Origin of the sequence: Actinoplanes utahensis (assembly GCF_016862455.1) — a bacterium.
GTDB lineage: Bacteria > Actinomycetota > Actinomycetes > Mycobacteriales > Micromonosporaceae > Actinoplanes > Actinoplanes utahensis.
Window position 1 is genome coordinate 48,094 of the sequence record NZ_BOMZ01000033.1, and the last position, 15,516, is coordinate 63,609.

Consider the following 15,516-nt stretch of genomic DNA (forward strand, 5'->3'; position numbering starts at 1 on the left):
GTGCGGCAGTGCGGGCCAGAAGACGCCGGAACTCCGGCTCGGATTATCTCAGCGACGCCTTGGAGCTGTTGAGCGGCTGGACCCGCGACGGTGTTCAGTTGCGCCGGGAGCTGCCGTGTGACGACAGTCAGCACGCCGCCTTGACCGAGCGCATCAAGGTGGCCGCGGACACGCTTCACATACGTCCGACCATTGTGCGGCGCGACGGTCACACTCAGATCTGTCTCGGCCCGCCGGACGGAACGACCATCACCGACGGTGAGGTCACGCTGGCGGCACGCATCGAGGATTTCTATCGCACCGTCGTCGGAACCCCGCAGTAGGCGCCGACTACGCTGCGCCGCATGACTGACGTGGTGTACGACGACAAGGGTCAGCTCGAGCAGATCCAGAGCGGTCTGCTGGAGGGCGAGCGGATCATCGCGGTCTATGACGCGATCGGCGCCGGGACCGGCTTCATCGGCCTCACCGACCGGCGGATCATCATCCAGGACCGGTCCTACGTGGGCAAACGGTTCGCGATCACCAGTATTCCGTACGCCAAGGTGAGCAGCGTCAGTGTGATCAGCAACAAGAGCTGGGCCGGGCAGTTCTTCTCGTCCGGCACGATCGGCATCACCGTCGGCACCCACACCTACGAGATCGAGTTCCGCGGGTCGGACAAGGCGCACCGGGTCCACAACGTGATCCTGGCCCACGCCTCCTGACTCAGGACTGGGTGAGGTCCCAGACGTAGCGCCGGCCGGCGGGTTTCTCGTCCTGCCAGACGACCTCCCAACGGCCGCGCGCGTCCCGTTCCGGCTCGCTGATCCGGCCGTACCCCTGCCGCTCCTTGACGCTCGGCGGCTGATCGCCGTCCGGGAAGCTGAAGGTGATCTGGAACCGGGTGAACGCGGACGGCGTGCCGCTCGCGGTGGGCAGCCGGTCCTCCCAGACGAGCTGGTCCCAGCCGCGTTCGCGCAGCGGGCGCCACAGCCCGACCGGCCGGTACTCGAGCTGCCACTCGGTCGGCGTCGCCATCGCCGGATCGAAGATCAGCCACACCCGCAGCAGCCGGCTCTCCTCCAGCGGCAGCGCGGTGATGGTGCCGCCGACCGGCCGCAACGTCTTGAACGAGATCTCGTCGAGCCGGGCCAGCCGATCGGTGTGGGTCGGCACGATCGGCCGTACGGTCCGGTGGGTGACCAGGGGCTCCGGGGTGGTGACCCGCTTCTCCACGAACCGGTCGCCGTCGTCGTCGGAGCCGATCACGACGAGCACTTCGAGGGTCTCGGAGAACAGTGGCTTCTCGCGGTCGCTGATGCGCTGGATGGCGTCCCGGTAGAGCCGGTGACCGGCCTGCTGCATGGCGAGCAACTCGGTCACGTCCTTCAGGTCCGTCTTCAGCTCCCGGATCTTGAGGACGAAGACGATCTGCCACAGGCGGACCACGAAGTAGAGCAGGCAGGCCAGGAAGACGGCGGTCAGCACCCACTGGCCGACCGGGGTGGGGATCTCGGTGAGCTGCGCGACGCCCGATGCCAGACCGATGAGCACGACCGAGACGTTCAGGGTGCCCCTGAACAGGGTTTGATACTTCGACGGAGTCTCCGGCATCGTCATAATGATGGCGAAAGATGCCTTAACGACAAATCCTCATAAAGAGTGACTGGCCACGGGACGGGACGCCTGATCGCCCGATGTCCAGTGACCGATCAGGGGAACGACCATGCCAGTCCGGGCCACCCCGGACGGTTACCCACGAGTAACCATTGCTCGCCGTTTCCGGGGCGACGCATGCTACCCACAGTCCCGACCGCAATCAGGCACTTCGATCCCAGGTTCTGTCTCGCCGCAGCCCCGCGGAATCCACGAGACAGAACCTCAACCCCGGAGGCGATCACCGGTGCTGACCCATCTGCAACGACCGTTGACTCGGAGACACCGGGCCGAATTCTTCGGCTCCGACCTCGATCCGGTCCCGGCGGCAGGTGCGGGTGAGGGTGGCCAGCCGCGCCGCCGCAGGCTCTTGATCAGCCACAACGCCATCTTCGTGGTGGCTATGCTGCTCTCCGCGGTGCTGGTCGGTCTCGCCACGGTGGCCCTGCATTAGGCACCCCGGCGAGACCACGCTCAGCTACCGCCTTCGCCGCCCTTGACGGACATGGCTCTCCTCACCCCGACGATGGACTCCGCAGTGACAACGGAGCCGGTGCCCTTCGAGTTGCGGACACCTATCCAGCCTAGGCTCTAGGCGGTGGGCCCCGAGGGCGAAGGCAGGACCCGGGTCGGCAGCGGCGTCTCGGTCACCGATCCGTCGTCGGCACGCGTGAGCTCGTACGCCAGAGGCCCCGGACGATCCGCGACCGCCTCGGACAGTGACGTGCCGCGATAGATCAGCCCCGCGCCGTCGTCGGTGGCGAAGCCATCCGCCAGGGTCCCGTCACCGACCAGCCGGTGCATGGTCGGCCGGCGCCGTTCCTCGCTGTCGTAGTGCACCCCGTTGCTGTACGGCAGGAAGCCCAGCCCGTCGGTGAAGCCGCGCAGCTCGTACCCGAAGCTGTCGGTGCTGCCGCCGGTGTGCCAGCAGATCGAACCGGCCGACACACCGCTGAGCACCACTCCGGCCTGCCACGCCTCGTGCAGGATCTCGTCGAGGCCGTGCACCCGCCAGACCGCGCAGAGGTTCGCGACGCTGCCGCCGTCGACCCAGATCACGTCCTGGGCGAGCAGGTGGGCGCGGATGTCGTCGACGTTGGGCATCGGGAACAGCTGCAGGTGCGACATGGTGAACTCGGTGCCGGCGAACGCCGCGTAGTGGTATCCGATCCGGGCCTCCGGGTCACCGGTGGCCTGGGTCAGCACGCAGATCCTCGGCGCCGTCGTGTTGTTCGCCAGCTCGGCGGCCAGATAGTGGATCGCGCCCGGGCGCATGGCCAGCGGGCTGACCTTGCTGCGGCGGAAGAAGGCGCTGGTGGCGAGGATGGTGGGAACGTCAGCGGTCACCGCAGCATCATCGCGCACGCGTCGGCCGTCTCGAGCACGAGATCCGCCGCCAGGTCGATCGCGGTGGCCAGCCGCAGCGGATCACCCTCGACCGCCGCGAACACCGCGTCGACCCGCGCCCGGAACCGCTCGGGCGCGCCGGGCAGCGCGCCGGCCGTGGCCACCGCGCCCTTCTCGTTGATCAGCCAGTGGCCGGCCGCGCCGTGCAGCGCGTGCGCCAGCACCCCGGCCAGCCGGAACAGGCAACCGGCGATGTAGGCGCTGTCGCCCCGGGACACCGCCTTGCGCGCCAGCCCGATCAGGAAGTCGGCCTCCCACAGACCGGCCACCAGGGCCTCGGACAGCGCCCGCGGATAGACCCGGACGCGGCGTTGCAGATCGGCCAGGTCCCCGCGCGGGTCGGCGAGGATGCGGGCCAGGGCCAGCTCACCGGGGTACGAGAAACCGGTCACGCCCAGCGGATGCCCGGCCTGGACGTGAAACGCGTATCGTCCCTGTTCCGCCTCCGACCAGCACTGCTCCACCCGGTCCAGATCGCGGTAGAGCCAGTCGACCGCGCTCGCGCCGATGCGCAGCCAGCCGCCGCCGTCCACCCACGGCCCCCACTCGCCGACCCCGGTCACGCCGGCGTCCGGCCCGGCGACCTCCCGGGCCAGCTCGCCGATCCGGCCGGTGTCCAGCGGCGCCCGGTAGTAGAGGCCCAGGTCGTAGTCGGACTCCTCGGTGTGGGTGCCGCGGGCCCGGCTGCCGCCCAGGACCACCCCGACGACGCCGGGAACGGTCAGCAGCCGGTGCGCGAGCTCGTCGAGGACGGAATCGGTCAGCGCCATGTCCCGATCTTGCCCGGCCGTGGCCGGATCAGCACAGCTTCGCGGGTTCGAGCCGGAGCGCGTCCAGGCCCTCCGGCCCGAGCAGTTCCAGGTCCTCCTCGGCGATCAGGATCTCGCCGGACTCCTCGACCTTCGCGGGCTCGGCCGGCGCGGCATCCGCGCCGGGCGGGCACACCGCGGAACGGCCGAGCGGCACACACAGGTTGAGTGCCTGTTCACAGGCCGGGTCCAGGGCGGACTGGCGGCGGGCGCCGAGGGCCACCACCCGGTGCTGCGGCGGTTTCGTGACGTCGCTGCCGAGCAGCCGCCGCGCGGTCTGCCGGCCGTCGGTGAGCGTCACCAGGTACCGCGTCGTCTGCTCGCCGGGCATGCCGTCCACCTGGACCCGGCGCGTGCCGCGGGGCAGCGACGCGTCCCGCACCACCTGGGTGTGGAACGGGATGGGCCGGGTCTCCACATCGGTGCGGGTGGTGACCACCGGTGCGGCGGCCTGCTTGCGGGGGGCCGGCCCACCGGTCTTCTTCCCGGGGGTACGCACGGAGCGCGGCCCGGTCCGGTCGGCGCGCTCGTCGGCCACCCGGGCGCGGCTGAGCTGATCGGTCACCGGGGCGGTCCGGGCCGGCGGCGGCGGCGGCAGCGCCGGGACGGTGACGGCCGGCGCCGTGGTGTGGGCGTGCCGGCGGGGCAGCGGCTGAGCGGCGGCGGCGGCCCGGCTGACCACCTCCGGGTTCTCCTCCAGCATCGGGGCGCCGAGGTCCGGTTCGGCCGTGGCCTGCGCGGCGTCGTCGGCCCGTGGTCCGGTCATGGTGGCGACGCCGGCCACCCCACCGCCGACGACCACGAAGATCGCGCTCGCGCCGGCGGCCATCCGGACGCCGAACGGCAGTCGAGCCCACCAAGACTTTCGTGGCATTTCGAGCAGACGCTGCAAAGAGGCACTAGTTGTCTGGTTTTGCACCAAAACATTGTGACTTCTGCCCTCTCGAAGGTAAACGACCACTTGTCACCCGAAATGCTGACCACCGCGCCCCACGACGGTCTTCACGCGTTGCCCCGGCGAGGCGCAAACTCGACAGCCGGTGGGGCTGCGCGGCGGTCGTACGATCAACGGCATGGCCGCACCACCCGCTCCACTGAGCCCCGACGAGGAGGCGGTGATGCGTGCGCTCGGCCGGTTCCTGCTGGTCATGCCCCGTGCGCTGGACGCCGACCTGACCCGCGAGCAACGCATGTCCGCCAGCGAGTACGCGGTGCTGCGCCACCTCTCCGAGACACCCGGCCATCTCCTCCGGATGAGTGAACTCGCCACGGCGTGTGACATGTCACTGAGCGGCATGACCCGGCTCGCCGCGAAACTCGAGTCGCTCGGGCTCCTCCGCCGGATCCGCTGCGCCGAGGACGCCCGCGGCGCCAACGCCGTCCTCACCGACAAAGGCATGGAACGGCTGCGCGAAGCCTGGCCCACCCACCTCGCCAGCGTCCGCCGGCACATCTTCGACCACCTCGGCGACCTCGATCTCCAGCGCCTGGCGGCCGCGTTCAACGCGATGACCCGGGACACCTGAACCGCCCGGACGGTCACCTCCCCGCTCCACCCTTCCCTGGTTGCGATGATGAAGGGGTGCTGAACACCACCCTCGACGAGGACCGCCCCGCCGCCTCCACCCCCGGAGTGCCCGACCGGATCGCGATCGTCGTCTCGGAAGTGCTCGCGCCGGCGGTGCTGGTCGCGGTGCTGCTGCTCGTCGTCGGATGGCACGCCGGGGAGACGCCGGGGGTGTCCCGGTGGTGGGGGCTGCCGGGCGCGCTGTTCGCGGCGGTCATCCCGCTCGGCTATGTGCTGCACGGCGTACGCCGGGGCCGCCTCACCAACCACCACATCCCGGAACGCGCCGACCGCCGGATCCCGCTGCTGTTCGGCACCGCCTCCCTGGTCGCCGGGCTGCTCCTGCTGCTGGCCCTCGGCGCGCCGCGGGAGATCCTCGCCCTGCTCACCGCCGGCGGGGTCGGGCTGGCCGCGTTCGCGCTGGTCACACACTGGTGGAAGATGTCGATCCACGCCGGGGTCGCGTCCGGGACGGTCGTGGCGCTGACCGCGGTGTACGGCGCCGTCGCGATGCTCGGCGTGCCGCTGGTGCTGCTCGGCTGCTGGGCCCGGGTCCGGCTCACCGCGCACACGCCCGCGCAGGTGGTCGTCGGCGCCCTGGTCGGCGCGGTCATCGCCGGCACCGTCTTTCCCGCCCTCCGCTGACCCGTACCTCGCTTCGCCTTCCCTGCCCTCCCGCTGACCGACTCCCACCTTCCGCTGGGCCAGCCTTCCGCTGACCCGCACCTCAGGCTGCGCTCTGCCTTTCCCACCCGGCCGGCCCACGCTCGGCGTGAATTCTCGGGACGTGCGCTAGAGCAGGCCGTAGGCCGTCAGGGTGGCGTCGAGCATCCGCTCCTGGTCGGCGGCCGGGAAGGCGGCCGGGTCGGCGGCGGCATAGGCGCCCATGCCCTCGGTCATCGCGATCAGGGCGAGGGCCGTGGTGGCGACGCGGTCGGGCGCCCAGTCCGGCGCGGCGGCCGCGGTGAGCCGTTCGACGCGTTCCCGCCAGAGCCGGTTGTTGCGCCGGTGCTCGGTGATCAGCTCCTCGTCGGCGACCGCCGCGGCGAGGAAGCCCGTCCACACCACCGCCTCCTGCCGGGTCGCCTCGTCAGGCGCCATCGACTGCTGCAGAACCGCCCGCAGCGCCGCCCGCGGGGTCGCCGCCGCCGATTCCAGCGCCTCGACCCGCTCCCGGGTGACCTGATGGAGCAGGTGCCGGGCGTGCAGCAGGAGCGCCCGCCGGTTCGGGAACCGGTGCATGACCAGCCCGGTCGTGCACCCCGCCGCGGCCGCGACCGCCCGCACGGTCAGCCGCTCCAGTCCCTGCTCGGCCAGCACGCTCCACACCGCCCGGGACAGCGTCTCCCCCTGCGCCGACCGATCCGCCGTCCGTGACATGCGTCGCACCTCCCCTTTCCCGTAACGGATGTTACCGTAACGCCTGTTACGAATGGAGGACGCCATGACCTGGATCATCGAGTCCCGCCCCTGGGACGACCCCGCCGGCACCGCGCTCCGCACCGCCCAGCGCACCGAACTGGACGCCCGTTACGGCCACGGCGACCACGAGCCCGGCACCCCACCCTCCGGCGCCGACATCGACCTCTTCCTGGTCGCCACCCACCCGGCCACCGGCGAGCCGGTCGGCTGCGGAGCGCTGCGCCGCCTCGACGACTCGGCCGCCGAGATCAAACGGATGTACGTGGCGCCCGGCAGCCGCGGCTCCGGCGTCTCGACGGCGATCCTGCGCGCCCTGGAGGCGGCGGCCCTGGACCGGGGCTGGACCACGATCCGCCTGGAGACCGGCCCGGCCCAGCCGGACGCGATGCGCTTCTACGAGCGGGAGGGTTACCGCGAGATCCCGCTGTTCGGCGCCTACCTCGACTCCGACCTCTCGGTCTGTTACGAGCGCACCCTTGTCGCTCACACGCCGGGAGCACTCTCGAGGTAGTGGCCGGCGACGACGTGACCGAGAAGGGCGACGAGCGCAGCGGCGGCCACCCAGATCAGCACGGGATGCCGCCGCCTGATCCAGGCGCCGTAGACGATGAGAGCGATCCCCGCAGCGGCGGCGAGAGGGGCGCCCCACGGCCCGAGGATCCGCCCCGGCACCGAGCAGAAGTCGCTGTCCCCGCCGTCGCAGTTGCCCGACACCAACAGGGCCAGAAGGGCGAGGAACAGCCGGAACGCCAGCCACACCCCGAGCACGGCGACCGCCACCCCGGCCACCACGTTGTCCGGCCTGCTCCGCCGCGTCCGGGGCGCGGACGACGGATGCGCGTGCGGTGAGGGATGGTGTCCCGGCTCGGTCATGCCGAGACCGTACACACCCCCATCAATATCATCGCGTCCCGATGATGTAATCGCGGGATGATCGAGGACGAGCCGCTGACCTGGGGCGTCGCGGCGAACGTCAGCCATGACGTCTTCACCCGCCAGCGGACGGACACGAAACGGCCGGGCACACGCCATTTCGTGCCCGGCGCCAAGGTGTGGGTGCTGCCGACCATGTGGGGTGACGGCGGCGAGCAGCGGTACGTGGTCGGGACCCGGCGCGGCACCGGCGGCCGCCGGCTCATCCGGCTGGTGATGAACACCGCCTACCTGGTGAACTTCCGCGTCAAGCCGGTACACAGCCCCGCTGTCTACGCCGCCATGGGACAGCCGGGGAAGCACGGCAGAGAGTTGCCGCTGTACGCGTCGCGGGAGGACGCCCAGCGGACCGCCGACTCGTGGAAATGGGCACGGACCCGCCTGCCGCATCTCGGCCTGGGCGACGAGACGGCCACCATGCACGATGCCGACGAGACATGCGAGTTCTGCGACGGCCGTGACGCCGCTCAGGCGGGCGCCGGGGCCGACGCGAATCCGTATGCGAAGCCGTCCGGTGAACCCGCGGGCAGTGTCGACTGGTGGGGCACCAGCCACGGCATGTGGTGGTGCGGCTGGCTCACCGAGACGAACCGGGGAAACGTGTACCGGATCGACGACCTGAGCGCACTGCACATCGCTCTGGCCCGCCGGAGGCTGCGCCGCAGAGCGGAACACACCTGGCTCGTCTCGCGACCGGACGAACGGTCACCGAACTCGAGGACGACGGCATCGGCCGCAACCGGCTCCGCTTCGTCCGGGGCGCCTACTGGCCCCGCGCGCTCGACGGGATCGTCCACGCCTGGCTCGACGACGACAATCGGGTCGTCAGCACCCAGGTCGGCTGACAGCCCTCACACCGGCACGAGCCGCACCCGGTCACCACAGAGTTTGCGCATGTCATCGACATCGGAGGTCAACATGACCACGGGACGGCGCTGACGCAGCGCGGCCTCGGCGACCGCCGCATCGATGGCGTACTTGTGCCCGTGCAGGCCGGCATCCATCAACAGCCCCGACGCCGCCCGGGCCTCCTCGTCGCCGACCGGGATGACGCGCAGCCCGGAGAGCAGCCAGTTCAAACGTGACTTGTTCGTTCGGGCATGGACGGCCTCGATGATGGTGAGTGCGCTGACCACAGCCTCCATGCCGCGCGAGCGCGCCTCGGCTGTCAGAGCCACCACCTGCTCGTCGTCGGCCAGCAGTTTCGAGAGCCCTTCGCTGTCGAGGACCAGCGTCCCCTCGTGGCTCAGCTTGCGGCGGGGCATTCACGCTCCTCGGCGAACACCTCGTCGAAGACCTGCCGCGCCCGCTGACGAACCACTTCGGAAACCGGCCCCTGGCGGCTCTCGTAGTCCGCCAGATACTCGTCGAGAAGCTGCCCGCGCAGCTCCCGCTCGACCGCTTCGGCGATGAAAGCCGAGAATTCCCGCTTGCCCACCCGGGCCCGAATCGCCTCGGCGGTCCCCTCCGGGAGCGAAAGGCTCACCCGCGTCGCAGGCCCTTCCCCGATGTTGTACGTCGCCTCACTCATCGCCCGATTGTGTCAAACGAGTAGGAAACCCGCCATGCAGCCGGACGCGAGACTCACGCCGCTCGTCCGGTCTCCTCAGCCCTGCGCAGGAGCGCCCGAGCCTCAGCCATCTCCTCGACGGTGAACGCCCCGAACTCGCCCTGATTAGTGGTCCAGCTCCTCGCGGAGGAGCCTGCGCCGCTCCGCCCGCTCGGCCAACTCGGTGAGGTAGCCGGGAACGTTGTCGGTGTGCGATTTCATGCTCCCCAGCAGCGTGATCGTCACCTTCTTCGTCCTCGCCATTCAGCGACCATACCGCGGTATCACCGCAGCGAGGGGCCGTGTTCCGGGCGGGGCCGCACGCCCGGAACGACACTCGACCGGAATCAGACGTCGAAGCGGAAGTACTCCGCATTGATCCGCGACCTGCCGATCTTTCCCTGAACAGCGCCATAACCGGCGCTTACTGCGCTGGGTTGTGTTGGTTAGTTCCGACCCTCTGCGACCGTCCTGCGGACTATTCACGGACCGCAGACCGCGGACCGCAGACCGCGCGGACCACCGAGCCCCCGCATCACCTCGCCCGACGACAGGCGAGCCCTACGGCTGGACCGGCACCGCTGTCACGCCGGTGCAGGTCGGCATTCGGCTCGCCTTCCTTCAGACGCCGAATACGTTCTCCAGCTCGTAAGCGCTGGCATCGAGCACCATTTCGTTCACTTCGACGCATTGCCGGGCGTCGGTGTAGGCACGCCGGGTGATTGAGATGACCCATGCACCTCGGGGCAGCGACAACGCCGCGGCCTCGGCCGGCGTAGGCGCGCGACAGATGACCCGCTCCTGGAGCACCTCCGGTCCGACGCCGACCTCCGTCATGCGGGCGTAGATGCCACCTGGGCCGGGCCCCGTGTATGCGACAGCCGGCGCGACCGCCACCACGGCCAAGGGGATATAGCTGGTGGCGATTTGTACGATCCGGTCGTCGACAGCGAAGCGGCGCGCCCTGACGAGAACTGCCGCGCCCACCGGCACGCCGAGCGCCTCGGCGATGTGCTCGGGCGCAGGGTGCTCCTCCACCTCGACGTGCACGACGCGGAGTCTGCCGCCGGTGTCGGCGTCCTGGATGGCGTTTCCCTCGCCCCACCATGATCGGGCGAGGCGGGCGGGTGACGAGCGGAGGATGCGCTTGAACCCGGAGACATAGAGCCCGCGGCCGTGTCGGGTGGTGATCACGCCGTCAGCCCGGAGGACGTCAACGGCCTTGGCCACGGTACCGATCGGCATTCCGAAACGGACCGCCATGTCCCGTACGGTCGGCAGCCGGTCTCCGTCGACGAGGCGCCGTTCTTCGATGTCGGCTCGGATCCGATCGGCGAGTTCTCGGTATGCCGGTTCACCCATGAGTGTTCACGATACCCAGTGTTCAGCATGAACACGCCTTCGGTGTTCACACGTTCTGCTGCCAGATTGAGTGTCAGCGGCGGCGGGCACTGGCGCCCCCAAGAGTGTCTAGGCACCTGCCCGCCGCCGTGCAGGCTGTGCGCAACCGGAGGCGGCCCCTCGCGGTGCTGCACGGTCCGGCGGCGGCGGGGCGCGCACCCATGATGGCGCGTCTCGCCGCTGTCCCCCCGCTCACGGCAGGGAGGTGGCGCGATGCGCAGAGATCGATACCCGATACACGGTCCGCGGCGTCGGTGGTTCCGACCCTGGCGGTTGATCTGCCGGTGCGGCCTGGACGCGTACCCGTGCGTCGTCATGAAGACCCATGCGGCCTACCGCGACCGGGTCAACGCGGCCCGGACCTGGCGCGACTACGAACGGCGGAACATCCGCTGGTAGCTACCCTTGCCGGGGCGGTGAGGGCGTCGGACCGCCATCGAGGGATGTGGCGGCGGTCCGACGCTCTCGTCGTGTCTCAGGACAGGTGATCCACGGAAGCCGCGACCACCCGGGCGATGGGCGCGGTTGTGCTACACGTTGAAGCGGAACTCGACGACGTCGCCGTCCTGCATGATGTAGTCCTTGCCCTCCATGCGGACCTTGCCGGCGGCCTTGGCGGCGGACATCGAGCCGGCGGCCATCAGGTCGTCGAAGCTGACGATCTCGGCCTTGATGAAGCCGCGCTGGAAGTCCGAGTGGATGACGCCTGCCGCCTCCGGGGCGGTCGCGCCGACCGGGACGGTCCAGGCGCGGGCCTCCTTCGGGCCGGCGGTCAGGTAGGTCTGCAGGCCGAGGGTCTCGAAGCCGACCCGGATCAGCCGGTTCAGGCCGGGCTCGGACTGGCCGGTGGACTGGAGCAGCTCCAGGGCCTCCTCGTCGTCCAGCTCGATCAGCTCGGACTCGATCTTGGCGTCCATGAAGACGGCCTCGGCCGGGGCGACCAGAGCGCGCAGTTCGTCAAGGAACGCCTCGTTGCCGAGTTCGGCCTCGTCGACGTTGAACACGTACAGGAACGGCTTGGTGGTGAGCAGGTGCAGCTCGGCCAGCAGCTCCAGCTCGACACCCGCGGACTTGGCGCCCTGATAGAGGGTGACACCGTCGTTGAGCAGCTTGAACGCGGCCTCGGCGGCGGCCACCGTGGCGGCCTTGTCCTTCTTGAGCTTCGCCTCTTTCTGCAGGCGGGGCAGCGCCTTCTCGACGGTCTGCAGGTCGGCCAGGATCAGCTCGGTGTTGATCGTCTCGATGTCGTCGGCCGGCGAGACCTTGCCGTCGACGTGCAGCACGTTCGGGTCGGAGAAGGCGCGGACCACCTGGCAGATCGCCGAGGCGTCCCGGATGTTGGCGAGGAACGCGTTGCCGCGGCCCTGGCCCTTGGACGCGCCACGGACCAGACCGGCGATGTCGACGAAGCTCACCGGCGCCGGGAGGATCTTCTCGCTGCTGAACAGCTCGGCGAGTTTCCCCAGCCGCTCGTCGGGCAGCCCGACCACGCCGACGTTGGGCTCGATCGTCGCGAACGGGTAGTTCGCGGCGAGCACGTCGTTCTTGGTCAGGGCGTTGAACAGGGTGCTCTTGCCGACGTTGGGCAGGCCGACGATTCCGATGGTGAGGCTCACGGAACGCCAGTCTACGCAAGCGTCATCGAAAGAACCTGCGCAGTTCGGCGGCGACCAGCTCCGGCTTGCCGCCGTCGTCCGCGGCGAGATGCCCGACGCCGGTGAAGGTCACCCGCCGCACTCGCGGCAGGACGGGCTCCAGGCCGTTCAATACCGAGGTGAGGTACGCCGGGGAGCGCTCGCCACCCAGCAGAAGCGTCTCCGCGGTGACCGTCGCATAGGTGCTCAACGGCCCGGCCGCGTCCTCGACGACCGCGGCGTCCAGGCGCATCGTCGGGATCAGGTCACCGATGCGCCGCCGGCCCTGCCCGGCCCGGATCGCGACGCCGAGCAGCGGGATCAGGGCCGCGCGGGGCGCGTACCGAAGATCGCCTGTGCCTTTGGCGGCCGTGACGAAAGCGGCTGCCCGGCGGCCCCGGGCCAGCTCCTTCTCATATCTCGGCAGCCAGGCGACCGGATCGTGATCGTCGTGTTTGAGGGGCGGCTCGTAGAGCGCGAGGCGCTCGATCGGCAGCTCCATCGCCGCCCGCAGCGCGATGACGGCGCCGGAGCTGAGGCCGAAGACGTTGCGCGCCCCGGTCTCGTCGAGCACGGCGGCCAGGTCGTCGATCTCGGCCCGCAGACCGTGGCCGGATGCTGCCGGACCGCTGAGCCCGCGGCCGCGCCGGTCCGGCACGTAGACGGTGAAGCCGGTCGCCAGGGAACGGGCGAGCTTCGTGAGATTCGCCGAGGTCTGCATGCCGCCGTGCAGGAGCACGACCTTCGGGCCGCCACCGAAGGCGCGCCACCGGATGTCCGTCCTTGCCACCAAAGCCCTCATGCCGTCAACCGTAGTTGACAAGTCTCGAAGTCGTCAACTTCGGTTGACAGGCGATATGCCGATCAGCGGCGCCTGGCAGGTGGACTCGCGGCATCGATCCGATTCCCGGTCAGCTCGCCCTCCGGTAGACGGTCTCCCGTGGGCGCCCCTCGCCGACCGACGGTCGTGTCCGAAACCCGCCAGCCGTGCGATGGCCGGCGGAGCAGACTCGACGGCATGGAGCTGGACTTCGAGCACTGCTACCGGGCCGTCGACAGCCGGGACCCGCGGTTCGACGGATGCTTCTACACGGCCGTGCGCACCACCGGGATCTACTGCCGGCCGTCCTGCCCGGCGATCACGCCGAAACGGCAGAACGTCACGTTCTACGTGAGCGCGGCGGCCGCGCAGCGCGGCGGCTTCCGGGCCTGCCGCAGGTGCCGGCCCGACGCGGCCCCCGGCTCACCCGAGTGGGACACGCGCGCCGACACCGTCGGGCGAGCCATGCGGCTGATCGGGGACGGAATCGTCGACCGGGAAGGGGTGCCCGGACTCGCGGCGCGGCTCGGGTACACCGAACGGCACCTCAACCGGATCCTCACCGCCGAACTCGGGGCCGGGCCGCTGGCGCTCGCCCGGGCACAGCGGGCACAGACCGCCCGGATCCTGGTGGAGACCACGGATCTGGGGCTGGCCGAGATCGCGTTCGCGGCCGGGTTCGGCAGCATCCGGCAGTTCAACGACACGATGCTCGAGGTGTACGCGCGGTCGCCCAGCCAGCTGCGGGAACGGCGGCCGGTGACACGGGGCGAGCCCGGCGCGGTCAACCTGCGGCTCGCGTATCGGCCGCCGCTGCACGCGGAATCGCTGCTCGAATTCTTCGGGGCGCGGACCCTGCCGGGCGTGGACGAAGTGGACGGTCACACGTACCGCCGGGGATTGAATCTCCCGAACGGGACCGCAACCGTCACGCTCCAGCCGGGCGACCGCTGGGTTCATGCGACGTTGCGGCTGAACGATGTGCGCGATCTGGCGCCGGCGGTGGCGCGGTGCCGGCGGCTGTTCGATCTCGATGCCGATCCGGTGGCGGTCGACGGGCTGCTGGCGGGGGATCCGGCGCTGGCGGCGGCGGTGGAGGCGGAGCCGGGAGTGCGGGTGCCGCGGGCGGCGGACGGGTTCGAGATGGCGGTGCGGGCGGTGGTCGGGCAGCAGGTGAGTGTGGCGGGGGCGCGGACGACGCTGGTACGGATGCTGCGAGCGGCTGCCGGTGCGTCTTCGGGGGAACCCACCCCCATCCCCCAAACCGTCACCACCGCGCCGGCCACCACTTCGACGGCACCCCCCGACCTCACCGGCTTCCCCCCAGCCGATGTCATCGCCGCCCTGCCGGACACCGCTTTCGGCATGCCCGCCGCACGCCGCGCCACCGTCCGCGCTCTCGCCGAGGCCGTCGCCGACGGCAAGCTGGACCTGGATCCCGGCGCCGACCGCGCCGAGACCACCGCCCGCCTCACCGACCTTCCCGGCATCGGCGCCTGGACCGCCGGCTATGTCGCCATGCGCGCCATCGGCGACCCCGACGTCCTCCTGTCCACCGATCTGGCCGCCCGCCGCGGCGCCGCGAATCTGGGTCTGCCGGGCTCGGCGAAAGCCCTGGCCGCCCATGGCGAACGCTGGCGTCCGTGGCGTTCCTACGCGCTGATCCGCCTGTGGCGCGCCGCTTGACCCGAAGTTACTCGCCGCCCGGCCGCCGCCCGGCGTCGTCCACAGTGGCGACTTGTCCACAGGCCGATTCCGGCGGCCGGCCCGGCCGGGCGACGCTGGCGCCCCCTGACAAGGAGATGAACGATGTTGGTGCATTCGACTCTGGACACCCCGATCGGCCCGTTCACGGTTGTCGTCAGCAGGACCGGCACGGTGCGGGCGGCGGGTTTCACCACCGATGTGGCGGAGCTGATGACGCTGGTGCATCCGGCTCTGCGGGAGCCGGTGGGGCCGGGTGATCCCGGGGAGGTGGGCGCCGCCGTGGTGGCGTACCTGGGCGGGGATCTGACCGCGATCGACGCGGTCGGGGTGGAGCAGCACACGGCGGGCGCGTTCATGGCGCAGGCGTGGCGGGTGATGCGCGGGATCAAGCCGGGCGCCCCGGTGACGTACACCGGTTTCGCCGAGCTCTCCGGGCGTCCGGCGGCGATCCGTGGGGCGGCTTCGGCGTGCGCGCGCAATCCGGTGGCGTTGTTCACTCCGTGTCACCGCGTTCTGCGTACGGACGGCTCGCTCGGTGGCTACCGATGGGGCCTGCATGTCAAGGAGTGGCTGCTGAAGCACGAGTCCGTGAGCTGATAATGGCGTGGCAGCACGTCCCGGCCGGTCCT

At 70.6% G+C, this 15,516-nt stretch carries 22 protein-coding genes; 10 read left to right on the forward strand and 12 right to left on the reverse strand.

The annotated features are described in order from the left end of the window. The first annotated feature begins 8 nt into the window (after positions 1 to 8). Together Aut01nite_RS10395 and Aut01nite_RS10400 are read left to right on the forward strand one after the other, a co-directional pair. Positions 9 to 323 (forward strand): 4a-hydroxytetrahydrobiopterin dehydratase, encoded by a 315-nt coding sequence (locus tag Aut01nite_RS10395; RefSeq protein ID WP_043533436.1) that lies wholly within the window; start codon positions 9 to 11, stop codon positions 321 to 323. Between the two features lie 21 nt (positions 324 to 344). Further along, complete coding sequence (locus tag Aut01nite_RS10400; protein ID WP_043533435.1) at positions 345 to 707, forward strand: PH domain-containing protein; 363 nt, start codon at positions 345 to 347, stop codon at positions 705 to 707. 1 nt (position 708) lies between these two features. On the opposite strand, the gene Aut01nite_RS10405 is transcribed toward Aut01nite_RS10400, so the two are convergent. Then, positions 709 to 1,596, reverse strand: coding sequence for a hypothetical protein (locus Aut01nite_RS10405; RefSeq protein ID WP_043533599.1), 888 nt, complete (start codon positions 1,594 to 1,596; stop codon positions 709 to 711). 289 nt (positions 1,597 to 1,885) lie between these two features. Between Aut01nite_RS10405 and Aut01nite_RS10410 the strand changes: the two genes are divergently transcribed. Then, positions 1,886 to 2,092, forward strand: coding sequence for a hypothetical protein (locus Aut01nite_RS10410; protein WP_043533434.1), 207 nt, complete (start codon positions 1,886 to 1,888; stop codon positions 2,090 to 2,092). A 137-nt stretch (positions 2,093 to 2,229) separates the two neighbouring features. Here Aut01nite_RS10410 and Aut01nite_RS10415 read toward each other — a convergent pair whose 3' ends face one another. Genes Aut01nite_RS10415 through Aut01nite_RS10425 form a run of 3 tightly spaced genes read right to left on the reverse strand, consistent with a single transcriptional unit; the run spans position 2,230 to position 4,728 of the window. Beyond that, positions 2,230 to 2,985 carry a Type 1 glutamine amidotransferase-like domain-containing protein gene (locus Aut01nite_RS10415; protein ID WP_043533433.1) on the reverse strand — a complete coding sequence of 252 codons (756 nt, stop codon included), beginning with the start codon at positions 2,983 to 2,985 and terminating at the stop codon, positions 2,230 to 2,232. Continuing rightward, complete coding sequence (locus Aut01nite_RS10420; protein ID WP_043533432.1) at positions 2,982 to 3,815, reverse strand: nucleotidyltransferase domain-containing protein; 834 nt, start codon at positions 3,813 to 3,815, stop codon at positions 2,982 to 2,984. The genes Aut01nite_RS10415 and Aut01nite_RS10420 overlap by 4 nt, the downstream gene beginning before the upstream one ends. 28 nt (positions 3,816 to 3,843) lie before the next feature. Then, positions 3,844 to 4,728: a G5 domain-containing protein gene (locus Aut01nite_RS10425; RefSeq protein WP_204037502.1), complete on the reverse strand. Its 885-nt coding sequence runs from the start codon at positions 4,726 to 4,728 to the stop codon at positions 3,844 to 3,846. 199 nt (positions 4,729 to 4,927) lie between these two features. On the opposite strand from Aut01nite_RS10425, the gene Aut01nite_RS10430 reads away from it, so the two are divergent. Together Aut01nite_RS10430 and Aut01nite_RS10435 are read left to right on the forward strand one after the other, a co-directional pair. Beyond that, positions 4,928 to 5,380 carry a MarR family winged helix-turn-helix transcriptional regulator gene (locus Aut01nite_RS10430; protein WP_043533431.1) on the forward strand — a complete coding sequence of 151 codons (453 nt, stop codon included), beginning with the start codon at positions 4,928 to 4,930 and terminating at the stop codon, positions 5,378 to 5,380. A 56-nt stretch (positions 5,381 to 5,436) separates the two neighbouring features. Next, the gene (locus Aut01nite_RS10435; RefSeq protein ID WP_063958898.1) at positions 5,437 to 6,066 is read left to right on the forward strand and encodes a hypothetical protein; all 630 of its coding nucleotides are present in this window, start codon (positions 5,437 to 5,439) and stop codon (positions 6,064 to 6,066) included. A 147-nt stretch (positions 6,067 to 6,213) separates the two neighbouring features. On the opposite strand, the gene Aut01nite_RS10440 is transcribed toward Aut01nite_RS10435, so the two are convergent. Beyond that, positions 6,214 to 6,801 carry a TetR family transcriptional regulator C-terminal domain-containing protein gene (locus Aut01nite_RS10440; RefSeq protein ID WP_043533430.1) on the reverse strand — a complete coding sequence of 196 codons (588 nt, stop codon included), beginning with the start codon at positions 6,799 to 6,801 and terminating at the stop codon, positions 6,214 to 6,216. A gap of 64 nt (positions 6,802 to 6,865) precedes the next feature. On the opposite strand from Aut01nite_RS10440, the gene Aut01nite_RS10445 reads away from it, so the two are divergent. After that, entirely contained in the window at positions 6,866 to 7,354 is a 489-nt protein-coding gene (locus tag Aut01nite_RS10445) for a GNAT family N-acetyltransferase (protein ID WP_043533596.1), read from the forward strand. Here the strand turns inward: Aut01nite_RS10445 and Aut01nite_RS10450 are convergent. After that, positions 7,327 to 7,716, reverse strand: coding sequence for a hypothetical protein (locus Aut01nite_RS10450; protein WP_152629135.1), 390 nt, complete (start codon positions 7,714 to 7,716; stop codon positions 7,327 to 7,329). The two genes, Aut01nite_RS10445 and Aut01nite_RS10450, sit on opposite strands and share 28 nt — an antisense overlap. A gap of 57 nt (positions 7,717 to 7,773) precedes the next feature. On the opposite strand from Aut01nite_RS10450, the gene Aut01nite_RS10455 reads away from it, so the two are divergent. Beyond that, positions 7,774 to 8,715 carry a hypothetical protein gene (locus Aut01nite_RS10455; protein ID WP_052164619.1) on the forward strand — a complete coding sequence of 314 codons (942 nt, stop codon included), beginning with the start codon at positions 7,774 to 7,776 and terminating at the stop codon, positions 8,713 to 8,715. On the opposite strand, the gene Aut01nite_RS10460 is transcribed toward Aut01nite_RS10455, so the two are convergent. From Aut01nite_RS10460 to Aut01nite_RS10475, 4 genes are all read right to left on the reverse strand, one after another. Continuing rightward, positions 8,628 to 9,041, reverse strand: coding sequence for a DNA-binding protein (locus tag Aut01nite_RS10460; protein ID WP_043533428.1), 414 nt, complete (start codon positions 9,039 to 9,041; stop codon positions 8,628 to 8,630). The two genes, Aut01nite_RS10455 and Aut01nite_RS10460, sit on opposite strands and share 88 nt — an antisense overlap. Then, a complete protein-coding gene (locus tag Aut01nite_RS10465; protein ID WP_043533427.1) occupies positions 9,023 to 9,307 on the reverse strand; it encodes a hypothetical protein in 285 nt (94 codons plus the stop codon). The genes Aut01nite_RS10460 and Aut01nite_RS10465 overlap by 19 nt, the downstream gene beginning before the upstream one ends. Positions 9,308 to 9,451: 144 nt before the next feature. Further along, complete coding sequence (locus Aut01nite_RS10470; protein ID WP_161790763.1) at positions 9,452 to 9,589, reverse strand: hypothetical protein; 138 nt, start codon at positions 9,587 to 9,589, stop codon at positions 9,452 to 9,454. A gap of 357 nt (positions 9,590 to 9,946) precedes the next feature. After that, on the reverse strand, positions 9,947 to 10,687 hold the full coding sequence (locus Aut01nite_RS10475; protein WP_043533426.1) for a GntR family transcriptional regulator: 741 nt from the start codon (positions 10,685 to 10,687) through the stop codon (positions 9,947 to 9,949). A 312-nt stretch (positions 10,688 to 10,999) separates the two neighbouring features. Between Aut01nite_RS10475 and Aut01nite_RS44245 the strand changes: the two genes are divergently transcribed. Then, positions 11,000 to 11,125, forward strand: coding sequence for a hypothetical protein (locus tag Aut01nite_RS44245; RefSeq protein ID WP_275409686.1), 126 nt, complete (start codon positions 11,000 to 11,002; stop codon positions 11,123 to 11,125). A gap of 131 nt (positions 11,126 to 11,256) precedes the next feature. On the opposite strand, the gene ychF is transcribed toward Aut01nite_RS44245, so the two are convergent. Both ychF and Aut01nite_RS10485 read right to left on the reverse strand, forming a co-directional pair. Continuing rightward, positions 11,257 to 12,342, reverse strand: coding sequence for a redox-regulated ATPase YchF (gene ychF / locus Aut01nite_RS10480; protein ID WP_043533425.1), 1,086 nt, complete (start codon positions 12,340 to 12,342; stop codon positions 11,257 to 11,259). A gap of 22 nt (positions 12,343 to 12,364) precedes the next feature. Further along, positions 12,365 to 13,162, reverse strand: coding sequence for an alpha/beta fold hydrolase (locus tag Aut01nite_RS10485; RefSeq protein WP_043533424.1), 798 nt, complete (start codon positions 13,160 to 13,162; stop codon positions 12,365 to 12,367). 216 nt (positions 13,163 to 13,378) lie between these two features. Here Aut01nite_RS10485 and Aut01nite_RS10490 point away from each other — a divergent pair, with 216 nt between their 5' ends. Continuing rightward, positions 13,379 to 14,866, forward strand: coding sequence for a DNA-3-methyladenine glycosylase 2 family protein (locus Aut01nite_RS10490; RefSeq protein ID WP_043533423.1), 1,488 nt, complete (start codon positions 13,379 to 13,381; stop codon positions 14,864 to 14,866). 123 nt (positions 14,867 to 14,989) lie between these two features. After that, a complete protein-coding gene (locus Aut01nite_RS10495; RefSeq protein ID WP_043533422.1) occupies positions 14,990 to 15,484 on the forward strand; it encodes a methylated-DNA--[protein]-cysteine S-methyltransferase in 495 nt (164 codons plus the stop codon). Positions 15,485 to 15,516: the final 32 nt, after the last annotated feature.